The following is a 20,103-nucleotide window of genomic DNA, read 5'->3' as shown; positions in this document are numbered from 1 at the left end:
ATCAAAGGGATCCGTAGGTTTCACGTTGGTTCTCCGTGCCGTACCCGAATCGTCGGGTGATGGCCTCTTTTGGTGCTTGTCTGTGGAGGTGCCCCGTGCTGGGTCCCGTGATTCTCGCCGCGTCGCGCAGCGACCGGATGCGTCGCCTGATCTCGGCGGCCCCCGTGACCAAGCAGGTCGTCGACCGCTTCATCCCGGGTGAGACGGTGTCCGACATCGTCCCGATCATCAAGGACCTGACGGGCAAGGGCCTTCAGCTGACGATGGACGTCGTCGGCGAGGACATCACCACCCCCGCACAGGCCGAGGGCGCCCGCGACGCCTACCTCGCGCTGATCGACCACCTCAAGGAGCTGGAGCTCGGCGAGAAGGTCGAGATGTCGGTCAAGCTCTCGATGTTCGGCCAGTCCCTCCCGTCGCCCACCACCACCCTCAACCGAGGGCCCTCCGGGCCCGCCTCTACATTCCCGGGCGGCCACGAGCTGGCGCTCGCCAATGTCCGCCCCGTCGTCGAGGCCGCCGCCGCGATCGGTACGACCGTGACGCTGGACGCCGAGGACCACACCACCCTCGACTCGATGTTCGCCATCCACGAGGAGCTGCGGAAGGACCACCCGCAGACCGGCTGTGTCATCCAGGCGTACCTGTTCCGCACCGAGGCCGACGCCAAGCGGCTCGCCGAGGCAGGCAGCCGGGTCCGCCTGGTCAAGGGCGCCTACAAGGAGCCCGCCGAGGTCGCCTACCAGCAGAAGCACGAGATCGACAAGGCCTACGTGCGCATCCTGAAGACGCTGATGGAGGGCGAGGGCTACCCGATGATCGGGTCCCACGACCCGCGCCTGATCTCCATCGCGCAGGAGCTCGCCCACAAGGCCGGTCGTAAGCTCGACGAGTACGAGTTCCAGATGCTGTACGGCATCCGCGGCGACGAGCATCTGCGGCTGGCCGCAGAGGGTCACCGCATGCGCGTCTACACGGCGTACGGCACCGACTGGTACGGCTATTTCATGCGCCGTCTGGCGGAGAAGCCGGCGAACCTGCGCTTCTTCCTGCGCAGCATGGTCAGCAAGGGCTGAGCCCACCACCCGCTCACGTACAAGGAGTTCGGATCTCATGGACGCTGTGACCCAGGTCCCCACCCCCGTCAACGAGCCGGTGCACGGCTATGCCCCCGGCTCGCCCGAGCGCGCCCGGCTGGAGGCCAAGCTCAAGGAGCTGGCCGAGAACCCGGTCGAGCTGCCGATGACCATCGGTGGCGAGAAGCGGCTGGGCGGCGGCGAGCCGTTCGAGGTCGTGCAGCCGCACAACCACAAGGCCGTGCTCGGCACCGGTCGCCACGCCACCCAGCAGGACGCCCAGGACGCCATCGACGCGGCCCTGGCCGCCGCTCCGGCCTGGCGTGCGATGGCCTTCGACGACCGCGCCGCGATCATCCTGCGCGCCGCCGAGCTGCTGTCCGGCCCGTGGCGCGAGACGATCGCCGCCTCCACCATGCTCGGCCAGTCCAAGACGGCCCAGCAGGCGGAGATCGACAGCCCCTGTGAGCTGGTCGACTTCTGGCGCTTCAATGTGCACTACGCCCGCCAGATCCTCGCCGAGCAGCCCCCGGCGAACTCCCCGGGCGTGTGGAACCGCATGGACCACCGCCCGCTGGAGGGCTTCGTCTACGCGATCACGCCGTTCAACTTCTCGGCGATCGCGGCGAACCTGCCCACCGCCCCGGCCCTGATGGGCAACGTGGTGGTCTGGAAGCCGTCCCCGACGCAGACGCACGCCGCCGTGCTGCTCATGCAGCTGCTGGAGGAGGCCGGTCTGCCCAAGGGTGTCATCAACCTCGTCACCGGCGACGGCATCGAGGTCTCCAAGGTCGCCCTGGAGCACCGCGACCTCGCGGGCATCCACTTCACCGGTTCGACCAAGACCTTCCAGTACCTGTGGAAGACGGTCGGCAACAACATCGAGAAGTACCGCTCGTACCCCCGTCTGGTCGGCGAGACCGGCGGCAAGGACTTCCTGGTCGCGCACCCGAGCGCCGACCGCGCGATCCTGAAGACCGCGCTGACCCGTGGTGCCTTCGAGTACCAGGGCCAGAAGTGCAGCGCCACCTCCCGCGCGTACATCCCGGCCTCCATCTGGAACTCCGGCTTCAAGGAGGAGTTCGCGGCCGAGGTCGACTACCTCACCATGGGTGATGTGACGGACCTGTCCAACTTCATGGGCGCCGTCATCGACGACCGCTCCTTCGCCAAGAACAAGGCCGCGATCGACCGCGCCAAGGCGGACGCGACCTGCACGATCGTCGCGGGCGGCACGTACGACGACTCGGTCGGCTACTTCGTGCGCCCGACCGTCATCGAGTGCTCCGACCCGGAGAACGAGGTCTTCACGACCGAGTACTTCGGCCCGGTGCTCGCGGTCCACGTCTACGAGGACGACAAGTACGACGAGATGCTGACCCAGATGGAGTCGGTCTCGGACTACGCCCTCACCGGGTCGGTCATCGCGGGCGACCGTGCGGCGGCCGCGTACACGATGGAGAAGCTCCGCTACGCGGCGGGCAACTTCTACATCAACGACAAGTCGACCGGCGCCGTGGTCGGCCAGCAGCCCTTCGGCGGCGGCCGCGCCTCCGGCACCAACGACAAGGCCGGTGCCCCCCAGAACCTGATGCGCTGGACCCTGACCCGCGCCATCAAGGAGACCCTGGTCCCGCCGACCGACTACACGTACCCGCACATGGGCTGACCCCCAGCCCGCCCGAACGACGGGCCGGGAAGCCTGACCCCCGAGCAGGCTTCCCGGCCCGTTTCCAATGCCCGGCGCGCGTCGACGGCCGGGGGTGCCACCGGCGCGACGGCGAGGCGACGGCATGCGGGGCCACCCCTCAATCCCCCTTCCGCACCAGGATCTTCCCCGTGTTCCCGCCCCGCAGCATCATCAGGAACGCGTCCACGATCCGGTCGAAGCCGTCGATCACCGTCTCGTCCGCCGTCAGCGCGCCGCTGCGCAGATGCGGTACGGCGAAGTCGTACAACTCCTCCTGCGCGTCCCGGTGGTCGGAGACCAGGAAGCCCTCGATGCGCAGTCTGCGTTCCACCACGGCGGTGTGATCGAGGACGACGGGCGGGGCGTCGGGGGTGTTGTACCGGCTGATCGTGCCGACCCGTGCCACCCGGCCGCGGAGACGCAACGCGCCGATCGCCGCGCCGAGTTGCTCGCCGCCCACGTTGTCCACGAAGACGTCCACGCCGGTGGGCGCCGCCGCGGCCAGCAGCTCGGCGGCGGGGCCCGCGTGGTAGTCGAAGGCGGCGTCGTAACCCACGTGTTCCGTCAGGTACGTGACCTTCTCGGGCGTGCCCGCGCTGCCGATCAGCCGGCCCGCGCCGAGGAGCCGGGCGAAGCGTCCCGCCGCGGTGCCGACGCCGCCCGCCGCGCCGGAGACGAACACGTCCTCGCCCGCGCGCAGCCGCGCCACGCGGGTCAGGGCGACGTACGCCGTCAGGCCCGTGCCGCCCAGCACGCTGAGGTACGCGGTCAGCGGGACGCCGGGGTGGTGGGGGAGCCGTCGTACCTCCTCGGGGGTGACCACGGCGTGGGTACGCCAGCCCCGGCGGTGGAAGACGATCTCGCCCTCGGGCAGGTCCGGGGTGCGCGAGGCGGTGATCCGGCCCAGGGCGCGGCCCTCCAGCGGGGCGTTCAGCGCGAAGTCGCCGTCCATCATCTCCCGGTGGTACGGGTCCACCGACCACAGCAGGTTCTCCACCAGGGCGGTGCCCGGCGCCGGTTCGGGCACCGGGGACTCGGCGAAGCGGAAGTGGGCGGCGGTGGGGAAGCCGGTGGGGCGGGCGGTCTGCTGCACGGTGAGCGCGGTCTCGGTCATGAGGAGGACGGTAGGGAGGAATGCCGCGCGGCAGCAGAGGGTTGGGCTCATGAAAGCCGCTGATCCATGAAGCGGACTCATAGGCGCAGGTGGGAGCCCCGAGTGACTGACCTTGCCCCGCAGGAGCTGAGGATTCTGGTCGCCGTGGCCGACGAGGGCGGCTTCTCCGCCGCGGGCGCCCGGCTCGGCACCAGCCAGTCCGCCGTGTCCCACGCCGTGCGCGGCATCGAAAAGAAGTTGGGGGCGGTGCTGTTCGAACGCGGCCGGTTCGGCGCCCGTCCCACCCCGGCCGGTGAGCGGGCCGCCGCCCACGCCCGGCGGGTGCTGCGGATGCTGGCGGTGCTGGCCGCCGAGGTGCGCGCGAGCGGGAGCGGGCGGCTCACCGGACCGCTGCGCGTCGCCGCGTTCCGCAGCGCGGCCCTGTATCTGCTGCCGCCCGCCCTGGAGCGGCTCGCCGCCCAGCACCCCGGGATCGAGGTGGAGGTCACCGTCGTACGGGAGTTGGGGGCCGGCACCGCGGCCGAGGTCGCGGCAGGGCGGGCCGACCTCGGGATCGCCGCGCTGACCGGGGCACCGCCGAGCGGGCTGGTCGGCGGGCCGCTGCTGGAGGAGCCGTACGCCCTGGTGCATCCTGCCGGGCACCCGGATCCGCGCGGTCTGCCGCTTGTGGACTGGGCCGAGAACTGCGGTTCCCACACCCGCGAGTGGTGGGCCGCCCAGGACTGGCTGCCGCCCGCCACCGTCCGCGCCGAGGACGACGGGGCGGTGCTGTCCATGGTGGGCAGCGGCCTCGGCATGGCCGTCATGCCCGCACTGTCCCTCACCGGGGCACCGCCCTCGGTGGAGATCTCCGACCTCGGCCCGGACCGCCCGTACCGCGGCGTCGGCTACCTCACCACCCCGGAAGGGGCCACGACCGACGCCGTACGCGCCCTGATCCGTGTCCTGCGTTCACTCGGACGCGGTCCAGCGCTCACTCGAACGCGCGTCGGCGCAGCTCAGAGCCGTTCGGGGAGGCCCGCCGTCTCAGATAGTAGGAAGTCCGAGTAACTATGCAGACAGACGCGGGCCGCTCCCTTAGCTTGGAGGAAGCCGAACGTCTCGCTCGATCCAGCGAATGGCGGTCGTGAGCCGGGCTCCGTGCAGGCAACCCCTGCGGCCAGTGCTCCCCGCCTGCTCCGGCGTCTCGCACACCCCCTCATGACCGTGCTCCCTTCATGCCGAGGAGTCGATTTCCATGGCCGAGACGACCGTCCGCCGCCGCGTCCGCCACGTGCCCAGCACCGGCGAGTCCGACCGCAAGAACGCCGCCGCCGCCCTCCAGCGTGCCCTCGACCGCCGGGACAACGGCGGCCAGACCGGCCACTGAGCCGATCGCCGAACCTCCTTCCGAGCCGCTCGCCGTGACACGGGCCGTCCGGATAATGGACAGCCCGTGTCATCACCTGGGACGAGGAGTAGGGTTCCCGCATGTCTCGCAGCCTCAATCTCGCAGTGATCCCCGGTGACGGCATCGGCCAGGAGGTCGTGGCCGAAGGTCTGAAGGTCCTCTCCGCCGTCCTTCCGCAGGATGTGAAGCTGGAGACCCAGGACTACGACTTCGGCGCCAAGCGCTACCACGCCACCGGTGAGACCCTCACCGACGCCGACCTCGCCCGGCTCAAGCGGCACGACGCCATCCTGCTCGGCGCCATCGGCGACCCGTCGGTGCCCTCCGGCGTCCTGGAACGCGGCTTCCTGCTCAAGCTCCGCTTCGCCTTCGACCACCATGTCAACCTGCGGCCGAGCAAGCTCCTCCCGGGCGTGGCCACTCCGCTCGCCGGACAGCCGGAGATCGACTTCGTCGTCGTCCGCGAGGGCACCGAAGGCCCGTACACCGGCAACGGCGGCACCATCCGCAAGGGCACCCCGCACGAGGTCGCCACCGAGGTGTCCGTCAACACGGCCTACGGTGTCGAGCGTGTCGTCCGCGACGCCTTCGCCCGCGCCCAGGCCCGCCCGCGCAAGAAGCTCACGCTGGTCCACAAGAACAACGTGCTGACCTTCGCCGGCCATCTGTGGACGGACATCTTCAACAGGGTCGCCCAGGAGTTCCCCGAGGTCGCCACCGACTATCTGCATGTCGACGCGGCCACCATCTTCCTGGTCACCCAGCCCGAGCGCTTCGATGTGATCGTCACCGACAACCTCTTCGGCGACATCATCACCGACCTCGCCGCGGCCGTCTCCGGCGGCATCGGCGTGGCCGCCTCCGGCAACATCAACCCGGGCCGCGAGTTCCCCTCCATGTTCGAGCCGGTGCACGGCTCGGCCCCGGACATCGCGGGCCAGGGCAAGGCCGACCCCACCGCCACGGTCCTCTCCGTCGCCCTGCTGCTGCGTCACCTCGGGTACGACGCCGAGGCCGACCGCATCGACGCCGCGGTCGCCGCCGACCTCACCGAGCGCGCGGACCGGCCCGCCCGTAGCACCTCCGAGATCGGCGACGCGCTCGCCTCCCGAGTAGCCGGCTGACCCGGCGCTCTATTCGAAAGAAGCCGCCGGGTCGCACGACCGCCCGGCGGCTTCCGCATGTCTCCGCCGGGTGAAACGATCGCCCCCGGGCCGCCACCACGACCCCTGGGCCGTAGCCCACCCGATTCCGTCGACCGGGGCCCGCGCGCGATAATCGAACGCGGAGCCGCGGTATGAGGGAAAGCTCGGACGTCCGAGCACCGGTCGCCAGCCGGTGTCAGGCGTGAGCGCGGCCCGTCACAACAACCGGTGAAGGACAATCACTCATGACGACGCCCACGATCGAGCTCAAGCCCTCCGCCAGCCCCCTCGCCGCCGCCGAGCGCGAGGCGATCCTGGCCAATCCCGGGTTCGGCCGCCACTTCACCGACCACATGGTGACGATCCGGTGGACCGAGGGCCGCGGCTGGCACGACGCCCAGCTCGTGCCGTACGGCCCGATCTCCCTCGATCCCTCCACCCAGGTGCTGCACTACGGCCAGGAGATCTTCGAGGGGCTGAAGGCCTACCGCCAGCCCGACGGCTCGATCGCGCTGTTCCGTCCCGAGGCCAACGCCCGCCGTTTCCGCACCTCCGCCCGTCGTATGGCCATGGCCGAGCTGCCCGAGGACCTGTTCATCGCCGCCCTGGACGCACTGCTCGTCCAGGACGCCGACTGGGTCCCGCCGCACGGTGGCGAGGCGGCCCTCTATCTGCGCCCCTTCATGATCGCCACCGAGGCCGCGCTGGGCGTGCACCCGGCCAACGAATACATGTTCCTGCTCATCGCCTCGCCGTCGGGCGCCTACTTCTCCGGTGGCGTCAAGCCGGTCACCATCTGGGTCGCCGAGGACCATGTCCGCGCCGTCCCCGGCGGCACCGGTGACGCCAAGACCGGCGGCAACTACGCCGCCTCCCTGCTCCCGCAGGCAGAGGCCGCGGCCCACGGCTGCGACCAGGTCGTCTATCTCGACGCGGTCACCCGCACCAAGGTGGAGGAGAGCGGCAGCATGAACGTCGCCTTCGTCTACGGCGACAAGATCGTCACGCCCACCCTGACCGGCTCCATCCTGGAGGGCATCACCCGCGACTCCCTCCTCCAGGTCGCCCGCGACCTCGGCTACCAGGCCGAGGAGGGTGTGATCACCCTGGAGCAGTGGCGCGCGGACGCCGCCTCCGGCGCGCTGACCGAGGTCTTCGCCTGCGGCACCGCCGCGGTGGTCACCCCGATCGGCCATGTGAAGACCAAGTCCGACGAGTGGACCCACGGCGACGGCACCCCCGGCGAGGTCACCATGCGGCTGCGCGAGGCCCTGCTGGGCGTCCAGCGGGGCATGACCGAGGACAAGCACGGCTGGATGCACAAGATCGGCTGACCGCCGGACTCCCTCGCGCAGGGCCGTCGCGGATTCCCTTCGGGGATCGCGGCGGCCCTGCGCGTTTTTTGGAGCGGTGTTCGATCCCTCACGCGCCCACCCCTGCCGAGCCCCTTCTCTTCCCCTCGCTCTCTGTTTAGAGTGCTGTTCTAAGTTTTCAGAGCGCCGCTCTAAAGGATTGACGAGAAGGAGGCCCCGCGCCGTGCGACTGACCCCCACGGAACGTGACCGGCTGCTGCTCTTCGGCGCCGCCGAGCTGGCCCGCGCCCGCCGCGCGCGCGGCCTGCGGCTGAACGTGCCGGAGGCGACCGCGCTGATCGCGGACACCGTCTGCGAGGCCGCCCGGGACGGCAGCCGGCTCGCCGAGGCCGTCGAGGCGGCGCGCGCGGTGCTCGGGCCCGAGGACGTGCTGCCCGGGGTCGCCGACGTGGTGACCGAGGTGATGGTCGAGGCCGTCTTCGACGACGGCTCCCGGCTCGCGGTGGTCTCCGACCCCATCGGCGGCGGCCTGGGCCCGGACGCCCCCGGCGCGCTGCTGCCCGGCCCCGCGCACACCGACCCCGAACCGGTGCGCCGGCTCACCGTCACCAACACCGCGACCGTGCCGGTCTCCGTCACCTCCCACTTCCACTTCTTCGAGGCCAACCCGCGCCTCGACTTCGACCGCGCCGCCGCCTACGGCATGCGGCTCGCCGTACCCGCCGGATCCTCCGTGCGCTTCGGTCCGGGTGAGAGTGAGGAGATCGGCCTGCTGCCGATCGGCGGCGAGCGGATCGCCATCGGCTTCGCCGGACTGGTCGACGGACCGCTGGACGCCCCGGGCGCCCGCGCGGAGGCCCTGCGCAGGGCCGCGGCCTGCGGATATCTGGGGGTCATGGGCGACGAGGAGAAGGGGCAGGAGCGATGAGCCGTTCCAAGGGACGCGAGGTCAGCCGGGCGATCCATGTCGACCCGGGCGCCTACGCCGCGACTCACGGCCCCCGCGCGGGCGACCGGGTCCGCCTCGGCGACTCGGGCCTGACCATCCGCGTGGAGTCCGACGCCCAGCGCTACGGCGACGAGTTCCTCGCCGGGTTCGGCAAGACGGCCCGCGACGGACTGCACCTCAAGGCCGCCGCCGTGCGCGAGACCTGTGACGTGGTGATCAGCAACGTCGTGGTGATCGACGCGGTGCAGGGCATCCGCAAGGTGTCCATCGGCATCCGCGAGGGCCGTATCAGCGCGATCGGCCGCGCGGGCAACCCGGACACCCTCGACGGTGTGGACGTCGTGGTCGGCACCGGCACCTCGATCGTCTCCGGCGAGGGCCTGATCGCCACCGCGGGCGCCGTCGACACCCATGTCCATCTGCTGTCGCCGCGCATCATGGAGGCGTCCCTCGCCTCCGGCGTGACCACCATCATCGGGCAGGAGTTCGGCCCGGTGTGGGGTGTCGGCGTCAACTCCCCCTGGGCGCTGCGCCATGCCTTCAACGCCTTCGACGCCTGGCCCGTCAACATCGGCTTCCTGGGCCGGGGTTCGTCCTCGCACGAGGCCCCGCTGATCGAGGCGCTGGCCGAGGGCGGCGCGAGCGGCTTCAAGGTGCACGAGGACATGGGCGCCCACACCCGCGCCCTGGACACCGCGCTGCGGGTCGCCGAGGAGCACGACGTCCAAGTGGCCCTGCACAGCGATGGGTTGAACGAGTGCCTCTCGGTCGAGGACACCCTCAGAGTGCTGGAGGGCCGCACCATCCACGCCTTCCACATCGAGGGCTGCGGCGGCGGGCACGTCCCCAACGTGCTGAAGATGGCCGGGGTGCCGAACGTCATCGGCTCCTCCACCAACCCCACCCTGCCCTTCGGCCGGGACGCGGTCGCCGAGCACTACGGCATGATCGTCTCCGTCCATGACCTCAAGCCCGAGCTGCCCGGCGACGCGGCCATGGCCCGCGACCGCATCCGGGCCGGCACCATGGGCGCCGAGGACGTGCTGCACGACCTGGGCGCGATCGGCATCACCTCCTCCGACGCCCAGGGCATGGGTCGTGCGGGCGAGACGGTACGGCGCACCTTCGCCATGGCCGGCAAGATGAAGGCCGAACTGGGCCCGCTGGAGGGCGACGGGGAGGGCGACGACAACGCCCGCGTGCTGCGCTACATGGCCAAGCTGACCATCAACCCCGCGATCGCGCACGGCCTTTCGCACGAGGTCGGCTCCATCGAGGTCGGCAAGCTCGCCGACCTCGTGCTCTGGCGCCCCGAGTACTTCGGCGCCAAGCCCCAGCTGGTCCTCAAGTCCGGCTTCCCCGCGTACGGCGTCGTCGGCGACCCCAACGCGGCCACCGACACCTGCGAACCCCTCGTCCTCGGGCCGCAGTTCGGGGCGTACGGCGCGACGGCCGCCGACCTCTCGGTCGCGTTCGTCGCACAGGCCGCCGTCGACCAGGGCAACGACATCATGCCGACGCGCCGCCGCCGGGTCGCCGTCCGCGGCACCCGGGGCATCGGCCCGGCCGACCTGCGGCTGAACGCCCGTACCGGAGCGGTCGACGTCGATCAGCGCACCGGCCTGGTCACCCTCGACGGCGACCCGCTGCGCTCGGAACCGGCCGACTCGGTCTCTCTCAACCGCCTCTATTTCCTGTGACCTTCGAAGACCTTCTGTGAACCTGGCACACCTCCTGTGAGCCCGGCACACCTCCTGTGAACCCCGAAACGGACCCCCAGATGAGCACCCCTGCCGCCGACGGCTTCCGCATGCCCGCCGAGTGGACCCCGCACGAGCGCACCTGGATGGCGTGGCCGGGCCCCAACCCCACCTTCGACGACGCCGACGACCTCGCCGCCTCCCGCCGCGCCTGGGCCTCGGTCGCCCGCGCCGTGCGCCGCTTCGAACCGGTGACCGTGGTCTGCGGCCCCGGCGCGTCGGCCGGGGCGCGGGAACTGCTCGGGCCGGACATCGACCTCGTGGAGCGCGACCTGGACGACGCCTGGATGCGTGACATCGGCCCCACCTTCCTGACCGACGGCCAAGGTCAACTGGCCGCCGTGGACTGGACGTTCAACGGCTGGGGCGCCCAGGACTGGGCCTGCTGGGAGCACGACGCGAAGATCGGTGGGCACGTTGCCGACCTCGCGGACGCGAAGACGTACGCCTCGACGCTGGTCAACGAGGGCGGCGGCATCCATGTCGACGGCGAGGGCACGGTGCTGCTCACCGAGACCGTGCAGCTCGGCCCCGAGCGCAACCCGCACTGGACGCGGGAGCAGGTCGAGGCGGAGATCCACGCCCATCTCGGCACCCGCAAGGCGATCTGGCTGCCGCGCGGCCTGACCGCCGACTACCCCCCGTACGGCTACGGCACCCTCGGCCATGTCGACATCGTCGCCGCCTTCGCCCGCCCCGGTGTCGTCCTCGCCCACCACCAGCCGGACCCCGCCCACCCCGACCACGAGGTCAGCAAGGAGGTCATCGGCCTCCTCAGGTCCTCGACCGACGCCCAGGGCCGCCCCCTGGAGGTCGTGGAGGTCCCCGCGCCGACCGTTCTGGAGGCCGACGGCCACTGGGCCGACTACTCCTACATCAACCACTACCTCTGCAACGACGGCGTCGTCCTGTGCGCCTTCGACGACCCCCGCGACGAGACGGCCGCCGCCCTCTTCCGCCGCCTCTTCCCCGAGCGCACCGTCACCCTGGTCGACGCCCGCCAGATCTTCGCGGCCGGGGGCGGCATCCACTGCATCACCCAGCAGCAGCCCAGGACCCGCCGCCCTTGACCTCAAGTCCGCTTCAGGTCGGAGGCTGAGCACATGACCACGCAGACGCATCAGGCAGAGATCACCGCGCTTGTGGACCGCTTCTTCCGTGCCCTGGACGCACGGGAGTTCACGCCTGGCTGGGCAGACGGCTTCCTCACCCCGGACGCCCGGATGAAGACCCCGCTCGGGACGGCCGAGGGCGCGGCGGCCGTCCGGGCCACCGAGGAGGCGCTCGGCCGGTACGACCGTACGCAGCACCTCGCCTCCGGCGTCCTCGCCGACACGGACGAAGGGACGGACGGAGCCGCGGGCACGGCGCGGGCCTCCTGGAACGCCCTGATGGTCCATGTCCATCACGACGCCACGCTGTTCCAGGTGGGCGGGGTCTTCGAGGCCGAGCTGACACGGACCGGCGACGGCTGGCGGTTCGCCCGGATGGCCGTCCGCGCGGTCTGGACCCAGGGGCGGCCGCCCGCGGGGGTGGCCGAAACCCCCGCCCGGCAGCCGTCGGCGCCTCAGGTCGGGTAGAACATACGGGTGAACGTCCTGGTCTGTGCGGGCTGCGGCCACCGGCTCTGTGAGCCGGTGCGCCTGCTGGCCGAGTTGCCCGAGCGCCCCCTGAGCAGCGGGCGCAAGAACGCCGACGGGTCCCGGCAGGCGCCCTCCACCGTGCCGCGCGGGACCTGCGCGGTGGACCCCGAGCCGTCCGGGGCGCCGTTCGTGCCGCACCCGGACCCCGAGTGGGCCGGGGCCGCGGTGCCCGGCGTGGCCGTCGCCGACCCCGAAGGGCCGGGCTTCCTGATGTCGGCCGGGCCCCGGGACACCCTGGTCGTCCACCCCGAGGACACCCGCGGCCACCTCCTGGGCGACGACGACTGCCAGGACTCCGGGTGCTGCGGACCCACCGGTCAGCAGGGCCCCAACTTCCTGTGCCCGGGGTGCCGGGCGCCGGTGGCCACGCTGTTCGCCGAGTGCTACGGGCCCTACGAGACCCACTTCCTGCCCACGGCCGTACGGCTGGTGTCCCCATGAGCGAGGCACCGGCGCCGCGCCGGCGCACCCCCGCCCCGCCCCGCGAGGACCTGCTCGCCGCGGCCATGGGCATGATCGCCGAGCGCGGTCTGGAGAAGCTCACCATGGCGGCGCTGGGCCGCGAGGTCGGGATGAGCAGCGGGCACCTCCTCTACTACTTCCGCTCCAAGGACGAACTGCTGCTCCAGACCCTGGAGTGGAGCGAGGGCCGGCTCGGAGCGGCCCGCGGCCGACTGCTCGCGGGGCCGGGCCCGGCCCGGGAACGGCTGGCGGCCTACGTCGACCTGTACGTCCCCGACGGCCACCGCGACCCGCACTGGACCCTCTGGCTGGAGGTCTGGAACCGCTCCCAGAACGCCGACGCCGACGCCCGCACCCGCCAGTCCGCGATCGAGGGGGCCTGGCACCGGGACCTCGTCGCCCTGATCGCGGAGGGCATCTCACGGGGCGAGTTCAGAGAGGTGGACGCCGACCGCTTCGCCACGAGGACGCGTGCGCTGCTCGACGGGTTCTCGATCCATGTCGCCATCGGGTTGCGGGGGGTTTCGCGGGAGCAAGTGCTCTTGCATGTGAAGGAGTTCATCGAGGACGGTTTGGTCGCCCGGTCGCCGTAGGGGCGTCGGTGGTTCGGCGGGTGCGGGTGCGTTGTGGTTGCTCGCGCGGTTCCCCGCGCCCCTGCGGGGCGGGTCGGCGGGGTGCATCGTCCGGTCGACCGCCGGGCAGGTAACGGGCCATGGGAATCCAGCACTGGAAGAAGATCTGGGTCGGTTCGGCGGGGAACATGGTCGAGTGGTTCGACTGGTTCGTGTACGCCAGCTTCGCCACCTATTTCGCCGGGGCGTTCTTTCCGAGTGGGAACCCCACCGCCCAACTGATGAACACCGCCGGGATCTTCGCCGTCGGGTTCTTCATGCGGCCCGTGGGCGGCTGGCTGCTGGGGCGGGTCGGTGACCGCCGGGGCCGTAAGGCGGCGCTGACGCTGACCGTCACCCTGATGTCGGCCTCGGCGGTGCTGATCGCCGTCGCGCCCACCTACGCGGTCGCCGGGTACGGCGGCGCACTCGTCCTGCTCGTCGCCCGGCTGCTCCAGGGACTGTCGGTGGGCGGCGAGTACGCGGCCAGCGCCACCTATCTCACCGAGGCCACCGACCCGAAAAGGCGCGGCTTCGCCTCCAGCTTCCAGTACGTGTCCATGACCGTCGGCCAGATCATCGGCCTCGGCCTCCAGATCATCCTCCAGCGCACCCTCTCCGACGCCGCCCTGCACAGCTACGGCTGGCGCATCCCCTTCGTCGTCGGTGCCCTCGGCGCGGCCGTCGTCTTCTATCTGCGCCGCACCATGCCGGAGAGCGAGGTCTACGACGAGGACGCCTCGGCCGCCGAGGAGCGCGGCACCCTGCGCGCCCTGTGGCGGTACCGGCGCGAGGCGTTCCTCGTCATCGCGCTGACCATGGGCGGCACGGTCGCGTACTACACGTACACCACCTATCTGACCAAGTACCTCTCCAACTCGGCGGGCCTGTCCAAGGACACCGCGACCCTGGTCTCCTTCACCGCGCTGATCGTCTTCGCCGGGCTCCAGCCGCTCGCCGGGGCCCTGTCCGACCGGATCGGTCGCCGGCCGCTGCTGATCACCTTCGCGGTCGGCTCCACCGTCCTGACCGTGCCGATCATGACCCTGCTGAGGCACACCGGCGGCTACTGGCCCGCGCTCGGCCTCTCCCTGCTCGCGCTGGTGATCGTCACCGGCTACACCTCGATCAACGCCTGTGTGAAGGCCGAGCTGTTCCCGACACGTGTCCGCTCCTTGGGCGTCGCCCTCCCGTACGCCCTCGCCAACGCCCTCTTCGGCGGCACCGCCGAATACATCGCGCTGTGGTTCAAGGAGGCCGGGATCGAGTCCGGATTCTTCTGGTATGTGGCGGGATGCGCGGCCGTATCGCTTGTCGTGTACGTCACCATGCGGGAGACGAAGGACCTGGACCTGACCGGAACGCGGGGGGCCAGTGGAGTGGGGGAGTCCAGTGTGACGACCGCATCCTGAGACGGACGGTGAGCCGGGGGCGGTGCTGTGCCAGACTTCCCCCGTGCCGTTCGCCACGATTATTGGCAGCAGGCGCGCCGGTCCGCAGTGACCATCTCGCACGACCAGGTGCGGGTGGCCACCGTTCGTCCTCGACCCGCGCGCAGACCTCTCGCATCCGCGAGGGGTTTTTTCGTTTTACGGCCCACCTTCAGCCGTGAACCGAGCGCGGGGGAGTATTGGGGGGACGGTGGAGCCGGTCATTCCGGTAAGACCGAAGATCCACAACAGGAGCCTTGAGACCATGACCGAGACGGCAACCAGCGAGCTCGACGACTCGTTCCACGTCTTCGACACCACGCTGCGCGACGGCGCGCAGCGCGAGGGCATCAACCTCACCGTCGCGGACAAGCTCGCCATCGCCCGGCACCTGGACGACTTCGGCGTCGGCTTCATCGAGGGCGGCTGGCCCGGCGCCAACCCCCGCGACACCGAGTTCTTCGCCCGCGCCAAGAACGAGATCGAATTCCGCACCGCCCGACTGGTCGCCTTCGGCGCCACCCGCCGCGCCGGTGCGAAGGCGGCCGACGACCCGCAGGTCAGGGCGCTGCTGGAGTCCGGCGCCCCGGTGATCACGCTGGTCGCGAAGGCGCACGACCGGCATGTGGAGATGGCGCTGCGCACCACGCTGGACGAGAACCTGGAGATGGTCCGCGACACCGTCTCCTACCTGTGCGAGCAGGGCCGCCGGGTGTTCGTGGACTGCGAGCACTTCTTCGACGGCTACCGCGCGAACCCCGAGTACGCCAAGGCCGTCGTACGCGCCGCCTCCGAGGCCGGCGCCGATGTGGTGGTGCTGTGTGACACGAACGGCGGTATGCTGCCCGCCCAGGTGCACGCCGTCGTCGCCACCGTCCATGCCGACACCGGCGCCCGGCTCGGCATCCACGCCCAGGACGACACCGGCTGCGCGGTCGCCAACACGCTGGCCGCGGTCGACGGCGGGGCCACGCATGTGCAGTGCACGGCCAACGGCTACGGCGAGCGGGTCGGCAACGCGAACCTGTTCCCGGTGGTCGCCGCCCTGGAGCTGAAGTACGGCAAGCAGGTGCTGCCCGAGGGCCGGCTGCGCGAGATGACCCGGATCTCGCACGCCATCGCCGAGGTCGTCAACCTCACGCCCTCCACCCATCAGCCGTACGTGGGCGTCTCCGCGTTCGCGCACAAGGCCGGGCTGCACGCCTCCGCGATCAAGGTCGACCCGGACCTGTACCAGCACATCGATCCCGCGCTGGTCGGCAACACCATGCGGATGCTGGTCTCCGACATGGCGGGCCGCGCCTCCGTCGAGCTCAAGGGCAAGGAACTCGGCGTCGATCTCGGCGGCGACCGTGAGCTGATCGGGCGGGTGGTGGCCCGGGTCAAGGAACGCGAACTCAAGGGCTACACGTACGAGGCCGCCGACGCCTCCTTCGAGCTGCTGCTGCGCGGTGAGGTCGAGGGCAAGGCGCTGAAGTACTTCGACGTGGAGTCCTGGCGGGCGATCGCCGAGGACCGGCCCGACGGCAGCCACGCCAACGAGGCCACGGTCAAGCTGTGGGCCAAGAGCGAGCGCATCGTGGCCACCGCCGAGGGCAACGGCCCGGTCCACGCCCTCGACCGCGCCCTGCGGGTCGCCCTGGAGAAGATCTACCCCCAGCTCGCCGCCCTCGAACTGGTCGACTACCGCGTCCGCATCCTGGAAGGCCGCCACGGCACCTCCAGCACCACCCGCGTCCTCATCTCCACCTCCGACACCACCGGCGAGTGGTCCACGGTGGGCGTGGCGGAGAACGTCATCGCCGCGTCCTGGCAGGCCCTGGAGGACGCCTACACATACGGTCTGCTCCGCGCGGGCGTCGAACCGGCGTAGCGCTCCAGGGCTACGAGGGCCCGGACACCCCGCCTTAAAGGACTCGGGTTGTGGACGCCCTCCCTGACGGGGTCCCGGGCCGCGTCTCCGGGTGGGGTTCGGACCACGCGTCCCGGGTCGGGTTTCGGGCGCCGCACCGTTGGGGAATCCGGAGCGCAAGCCTGGACGGGTCCCGGGATCGTCCGCCCTGGCGGAGGTCGGGCGGCGACCCTGACGGGGTCCGGGCCGTGACCCCGGCGGGGCCCGGGCCGTCCGTCCCGGGGCGGCTTCCGGGTGCCGCGCCCTGGGGGGATCCGCAGTGCCCGCTGCGACGGGTTCTCGGACCTTGCACCCCGGCGGCTTCCGGGTGGCCTTCCCCGGCAGGTTCCGGGCGCCCGTCAGGACCGGCCCCGGAGGGGACCGACCTGACGGGGATCCGCGCGCCGGCCCGGACGGGCTCTCGGGCATCCGGCCATCCTGGTGGGACGCGGAGTGTCCGCCTTGACGGGCCTGTGGACCGGGCGCTCGACCCCGACCGGCCTGCGGGCGCGCGTCCGGCACCCCGACACTGCTCGGGGTGCCTGTCCCCAAGGCCCAGCAGCTTTCCGGGCGGCCCGTCCCGTAAGGGGACAGGACAGACTCAGCCGCTTCCCGCCCCCGCCCTCGCCGTCCCCACCCTCAAGGTGCCCGCCAGATGTTGTCGAAAGCGGCGTTCTCGATGCGGCGGCGTTCGCGGACGGCTGTCAGTTCGGTGACCGCGTCGCCGACGGTGGCCAGGACGGTGAGGACCGCGTCGTCGGCGTTCTCGTTGCCGTCCGCGCGGTCCTCGCCGATGCCCAGGGGGACGGCGAGGGCGGTCAGGACCGGCTCGTGGGACCACCAGCGGTCGGCCGCGTGGCGCCGCGCCGGGGTGTCCGGCTGCGGGGCGTCGCCGCCGAGCCGGGGCAGCCAGCGCCGGGATTCCCCGGTGAGCTGACCGGTGCGGTCCAGGTCGTCCCGGTAGGCCGCGGCGAGCCCCCGGCCCCGGCGCCACAGCCAGTCCTCGACGCTCTCGTACGGCTCCGCGCGCACCAGCGCCGCGGACGCCTCGTCCAGCATCCGGTCACCCGTGTCCAGCGCCGCCCCCGGCACGATGCGCTCCCCGTCGAGGGTGAGCGCCCGCGTCCCGAGCAGATCGATCAGCTCGGCCCCCGCGAGGGCCAGCGACAGATCGCCCTGCTCGACGGGGCGCGTGCCGGGGACGTCCACGCTGACGAGGAACAGATCCTGCGGTGTGGTCATGAGGGACTCCAGGTCGCCGGGACGGCAGGGCGTCAGACGCGGCCCGGGTCGTTCGGATGGGACTCCAGCGGGGTGACGGTGAGACTCATCCAGGGCCGCAGCGGCAGCGTACCGAGCACCTTCTCACGCAGCTCCGCCTCGTCGTCGGCACGCCACACGCCGATGCTGCGCTTCTCGCCCACCGGGCGCCACAGCCGGGCCAGATGCCCGGTGGCCGCCAGCTCCCGGGCCCGCACCGCCTCCGCGGCCCGCCGCTCGGCGACCTGCTCCTCGGTGACGCCCGCGGGCACGGACGTGGTGATCTCGACCAGGAACTCGCGCATGATCCCAACTCCTCGGCGAGCGACGAACCGGCCGGGGGACGACCGACTCCCTCATCGTCCCCCGGCCGCCCCTGGACCGCTCGTCACCCCAGCTGCCATTTCTGGTTCGCGGCGCCCGTGCAGGACCAGATCTGCGCGCGGGCCCCGTTGGCCGAGGAGTTGTCGGTGACGTCCAGGCACTTGTTCGCGGCGAGGTTCACCACGTCATGGGTGCTCGCGTTGTACGACCACTGCTGGGCGCCGGTCCCGTTGCAGTCGTAGAGCTGCACCTTCGCCCCGTCGGCCGTCGAGCCGGACGTGACGTCCAGGCACTTGCCGAGCGCCCGCACGGAGCCGTCGGGCTGCACGCTCCACTGCTGCGCGGCGCTGCCGTTGCAGTCGTAGAGCTGTACGGCCGTACCGTTCGCGCTCGACGCGCCGGCCACGTCCAGGCACTTGCCGGCCAGGCCGACGAAGGCACCGCTCGTGGCGCCGGTGCCGGACTGGGTGCCTGACCAGGTGAAGGTCGCGGAGGTCTTGCCGGGCAGCGAGTAAGTGGCGTGCTGTGAGCCCCAGTCGATGGTGACCGTCTGGGCGGAGGCGGAGCCGTTGTAGGCGATCAGCGCCTTGCTGCCGTCCGGGTTGCGCCAGGCCACGTTGGGCACGGTGGTGGACGCGGTGGAGGCGATCCGCTGCGCACCGGGCCGTACGAACTTGGTCAGCTGGCCCATGTCGTAGTACTCGACGGTGTAGTCCACGCTCCCGCTCCTGCTGTCCCCGTTGTGCACGGTGACCAGGCCGGTGCAGGTGCCGCAACCCCCGTTGTGCGGGCCCATGTTCTGGTCCACGGCCAGCGACCACTTGGTCACCGACTTCGCCCAGTTGCGGGTGTAGTCGATGATGTTCGACATGTCCTCGTGCTGCTGGTCGGCGATCCAGGTGCCCCCGGAGTGCTCGGTGCCGAAGGCGTCCAGCGAGGGGTACTTGGCGTGGATCGTCGACTGCTCGGAGACATCGCCGCCGTAGCCGTGCCAGGCGATACCGCCGAAGTTGGGGTGGTCGCGGATCGCCGGATCGTCCACCGACTGCGCGGCGTACGAGTCATAGCTGTCCCAGTTCCAGTCGTGCGCGAGGACCTTGGTGCTCAGGCCCGCCGACTGGAGCTGCGGCAGCAGGTCGTTCTTGAGGAAGTAGGCGAGGCCGCTCGCGTTCCAGCTCATCGACGGGTAGCCGGAGCAGCAGGTCGGTTCGTTCTGCGGGGTCACGTACGAGACGTCGATCCCCTGATCCCGGTACGCCTGGAGGTACTTGACGAAGTACGCGGCGTACGCGCCGTAGTCCTCCGCCTTCAGCCAGCCCCCGTTGAGCGAGCCGCTGTCCTTCATCCAGGCCGGGGCCGTCCATGGCGAGGCCATCACGGTCAGCGAGGGGTTCAGCCGGCGCGCCTGCTTGGTGAGCGGCGCGACGTCCGCCAGGTCGTGTGCGAGGGAGAACTGGTTCAGGTTCGGGTCGCTCTGGCCGGACGGCACGTCGTCGTACGTGTATCCGTAGCGGGCGAGGTCCGAGGCGCCCATCGGGTTGCGCAGGAAGGACAGCCCGATGCCGTCGGTCGGCGAGAACAGCTTGCGCATCGTCGCGTCCCGGGTCGCCTGGGACAGGGCGCCGCTGCTGTTCAGCAGCCAGGCCGCGGTGTCGGTGAACGACGCGCCGGCACCGGTGAAGGTCTGGTACCGGGTGTTCTCGTCCACGGTGATATTGGTGCCGCCACCGCCCGTCCCGGACTGGAAGGCGAACGGCGCCTGCGCTTCGAGGCCGCGTACGACATGGCGGCCACCGGAGTCGTCGGTGGTGGTGAGCCACGCGGTGACCTGCTCACCGGTGGCGTGCGCGGGGGATGCGGCCGCGGTGAATCCGGCGGCGGAGAGCAGCCCGGCCAGCAGCAGCCGGAGTGCGCGGGGGGATCTCCTCATGGTGCGTCGCCCTTCCTCTCGGGTCGACAGAACGATGCTGAGCGGTGCTGAGCGATGCTGAGCGGGGTGTCGCAACTGACGTGTGGTCTTGACGAGTTGGGGAGGCGTCAGTTAA

At 71.2% G+C, this 20,103-nt stretch carries 18 protein-coding genes; 14 read left to right on the top strand and 4 right to left on the bottom strand.

The features are described 5' to 3' along the window. Positions 1–95 precede the first annotated feature (95 nt). On the top strand, positions 96–1,076 hold the full coding sequence (locus tag HEP81_RS12515; RefSeq protein ID WP_037657264.1) for a proline dehydrogenase family protein: 981 nt from the start codon (positions 96–98) through the stop codon (positions 1,074–1,076). 37 nt (positions 1,077–1,113) lie between these two features. Next, the gene (gene pruA, locus HEP81_RS12510) at positions 1,114–2,745 is read left to right on the top strand and encodes an L-glutamate gamma-semialdehyde dehydrogenase (protein ID WP_037657266.1); all 1,632 of its coding nucleotides are present in this window, start codon (positions 1,114–1,116) and stop codon (positions 2,743–2,745) included. A gap of 139 nt (positions 2,746–2,884) precedes the next feature. Here the strand turns inward: pruA and HEP81_RS12505 are convergent, their stop codons facing one another. Further along, the gene (locus HEP81_RS12505; RefSeq protein ID WP_037657268.1) at positions 2,885–3,880 is read right to left on the bottom strand and encodes an MDR family NADP-dependent oxidoreductase; all 996 of its coding nucleotides are present in this window, start codon (positions 3,878–3,880) and stop codon (positions 2,885–2,887) included. A 102-nt stretch (positions 3,881–3,982) separates the two neighbouring features. Here HEP81_RS12505 and HEP81_RS12500 point away from each other — a divergent pair, with 102 nt between their 5' ends. The 12 genes from HEP81_RS12500 to cimA all read left to right on the top strand — a co-directional run bounded on the left by HEP81_RS12500 (position 3,983) and on the right by cimA (position 16,456). Continuing rightward, the gene (locus tag HEP81_RS12500; RefSeq protein WP_243279401.1) at positions 3,983–4,930 is read left to right on the top strand and encodes a LysR family transcriptional regulator; all 948 of its coding nucleotides are present in this window, start codon (positions 3,983–3,985) and stop codon (positions 4,928–4,930) included. Between the two features lie 187 nt (positions 4,931–5,117). Continuing rightward, entirely contained in the window at positions 5,118–5,249 is a 132-nt protein-coding gene (locus HEP81_RS42145; RefSeq protein ID WP_086812259.1) for a hypothetical protein, read from the top strand. Between the two features lie 101 nt (positions 5,250–5,350). After that, on the top strand, positions 5,351–6,394 hold the full coding sequence (locus tag HEP81_RS12495) for a 3-isopropylmalate dehydrogenase (RefSeq protein ID WP_037657269.1): 1,044 nt from the start codon (positions 5,351–5,353) through the stop codon (positions 6,392–6,394). A gap of 266 nt (positions 6,395–6,660) precedes the next feature. After that, on the top strand, positions 6,661–7,749 hold the full coding sequence (locus HEP81_RS12490; RefSeq protein ID WP_037657270.1) for a branched-chain amino acid aminotransferase: 1,089 nt from the start codon (positions 6,661–6,663) through the stop codon (positions 7,747–7,749). Positions 7,750–7,951: 202 nt separating this feature from the next. Next, complete coding sequence (gene ureA, locus HEP81_RS12485; RefSeq protein ID WP_037657271.1) at positions 7,952–8,656, top strand: urease subunit gamma; 705 nt, start codon at positions 7,952–7,954, stop codon at positions 8,654–8,656. Continuing rightward, a complete protein-coding gene (locus tag HEP81_RS12480) occupies positions 8,653–10,377 on the top strand; it encodes an urease subunit alpha (RefSeq protein WP_037657272.1) in 1,725 nt (574 codons plus the stop codon). The genes ureA and HEP81_RS12480 overlap by 4 nt, the downstream gene beginning before the upstream one ends. 80 nt (positions 10,378–10,457) lie before the next feature. Continuing rightward, positions 10,458–11,507 carry an agmatine deiminase family protein gene (locus HEP81_RS12475; RefSeq protein WP_037657273.1) on the top strand — a complete coding sequence of 350 codons (1,050 nt, stop codon included), beginning with the start codon at positions 10,458–10,460 and terminating at the stop codon, positions 11,505–11,507. Positions 11,508–11,540: 33 nt separating this feature from the next. Further along, positions 11,541–12,017 carry a nuclear transport factor 2 family protein gene (locus HEP81_RS12470; RefSeq protein ID WP_037657274.1) on the top strand — a complete coding sequence of 159 codons (477 nt, stop codon included), beginning with the start codon at positions 11,541–11,543 and terminating at the stop codon, positions 12,015–12,017. 9 nt (positions 12,018–12,026) lie between these two features. After that, complete coding sequence (locus HEP81_RS12465) at positions 12,027–12,521, top strand: hypothetical protein (RefSeq protein WP_037657275.1); 495 nt, start codon at positions 12,027–12,029, stop codon at positions 12,519–12,521. Further along, the gene (locus HEP81_RS12460) at positions 12,518–13,135 is read left to right on the top strand and encodes a TetR/AcrR family transcriptional regulator (protein WP_037657277.1); all 618 of its coding nucleotides are present in this window, start codon (positions 12,518–12,520) and stop codon (positions 13,133–13,135) included. Before HEP81_RS12465 ends, HEP81_RS12460 begins: the two co-directional genes overlap by 4 nt. Before the next feature lie 119 nt (positions 13,136–13,254). Continuing rightward, on the top strand, positions 13,255–14,565 hold the full coding sequence (locus HEP81_RS12455; RefSeq protein ID WP_037657279.1) for an MFS transporter: 1,311 nt from the start codon (positions 13,255–13,257) through the stop codon (positions 14,563–14,565). Between the two features lie 283 nt (positions 14,566–14,848). Further along, positions 14,849–16,456: a citramalate synthase gene (cimA, locus tag HEP81_RS12450; RefSeq protein ID WP_037657280.1), complete on the top strand. Its 1,608-nt coding sequence runs from the start codon at positions 14,849–14,851 to the stop codon at positions 16,454–16,456. Positions 16,457–17,113: 657 nt separating this feature from the next. Here cimA and HEP81_RS12445 read toward each other — a convergent pair. The 3 genes from HEP81_RS12445 to HEP81_RS12435 all read right to left on the bottom strand — a co-directional run bounded on the left by HEP81_RS12445 (position 17,114) and on the right by HEP81_RS12435 (position 19,988). Then, complete coding sequence (locus HEP81_RS12445; RefSeq protein WP_037657282.1) at positions 17,114–17,716, bottom strand: GOLPH3/VPS74 family protein; 603 nt, start codon at positions 17,714–17,716, stop codon at positions 17,114–17,116. A gap of 32 nt (positions 17,717–17,748) precedes the next feature. Continuing rightward, positions 17,749–18,039 carry a muconolactone Delta-isomerase family protein gene (locus tag HEP81_RS12440; protein ID WP_037657284.1) on the bottom strand — a complete coding sequence of 97 codons (291 nt, stop codon included), beginning with the start codon at positions 18,037–18,039 and terminating at the stop codon, positions 17,749–17,751. 83 nt (positions 18,040–18,122) lie between these two features. Further along, complete coding sequence (locus HEP81_RS12435; protein WP_037657286.1) at positions 18,123–19,988, bottom strand: RICIN domain-containing protein; 1,866 nt, start codon at positions 19,986–19,988, stop codon at positions 18,123–18,125. Between the last annotated feature and the right edge of the window lie 115 nt (positions 19,989–20,103).

Origin of the sequence: Streptomyces griseofuscus (genome assembly GCF_014673495.1) — a bacterium.
Taxonomy (GTDB): Bacteria; Actinomycetota; Actinomycetes; order Streptomycetales; family Streptomycetaceae; genus Streptomyces; species Streptomyces murinus.
This window is presented reverse-complemented; position numbering and strand designations above follow the sequence as displayed.

Excerpts from the sequence above, each read along its gene's own strand:
- pruA (WP_037657266.1), top strand. The coding sequence starts at position 1,114 with ATGGACGCTGTGACCCAGGTCCCCACCCCCGTCAACGAGCCGGTGCAC.
- HEP81_RS12505 (WP_037657268.1), bottom strand. The coding sequence starts at position 3,880 with ATGACCGAGACCGCGCTCACCGTGCAGCAGACCGCCCGCCCCACCGGC.
- HEP81_RS42145 (WP_086812259.1), top strand. The coding sequence starts at position 5,118 with ATGGCCGAGACGACCGTCCGCCGCCGCGTCCGCCACGTGCCCAGCACC.
- HEP81_RS12495 (WP_037657269.1), top strand. The coding sequence starts at position 5,351 with ATGTCTCGCAGCCTCAATCTCGCAGTGATCCCCGGTGACGGCATCGGC.
- HEP81_RS12490 (WP_037657270.1), top strand. The coding sequence starts at position 6,661 with ATGACGACGCCCACGATCGAGCTCAAGCCCTCCGCCAGCCCCCTCGCC.
- HEP81_RS12480 (WP_037657272.1), top strand. The coding sequence starts at position 8,653 with ATGAGCCGTTCCAAGGGACGCGAGGTCAGCCGGGCGATCCATGTCGAC.
- HEP81_RS12475 (WP_037657273.1), top strand. The coding sequence starts at position 10,458 with ATGAGCACCCCTGCCGCCGACGGCTTCCGCATGCCCGCCGAGTGGACC.
- HEP81_RS12470 (WP_037657274.1), top strand. The coding sequence starts at position 11,541 with ATGACCACGCAGACGCATCAGGCAGAGATCACCGCGCTTGTGGACCGC.
- HEP81_RS12460 (WP_037657277.1), top strand. The coding sequence starts at position 12,518 with ATGAGCGAGGCACCGGCGCCGCGCCGGCGCACCCCCGCCCCGCCCCGC.
- HEP81_RS12455 (WP_037657279.1), top strand. The coding sequence starts at position 13,255 with ATGGGAATCCAGCACTGGAAGAAGATCTGGGTCGGTTCGGCGGGGAAC.
- cimA (WP_037657280.1), top strand. The coding sequence starts at position 14,849 with ATGACCGAGACGGCAACCAGCGAGCTCGACGACTCGTTCCACGTCTTC.
- HEP81_RS12445 (WP_037657282.1), bottom strand. The coding sequence starts at position 17,716 with ATGACCACACCGCAGGATCTGTTCCTCGTCAGCGTGGACGTCCCCGGC.
- HEP81_RS12440 (WP_037657284.1), bottom strand. The coding sequence starts at position 18,039 with ATGCGCGAGTTCCTGGTCGAGATCACCACGTCCGTGCCCGCGGGCGTC.
- HEP81_RS12435 (WP_037657286.1), bottom strand. The coding sequence starts at position 19,988 with ATGAGGAGATCCCCCCGCGCACTCCGGCTGCTGCTGGCCGGGCTGCTC.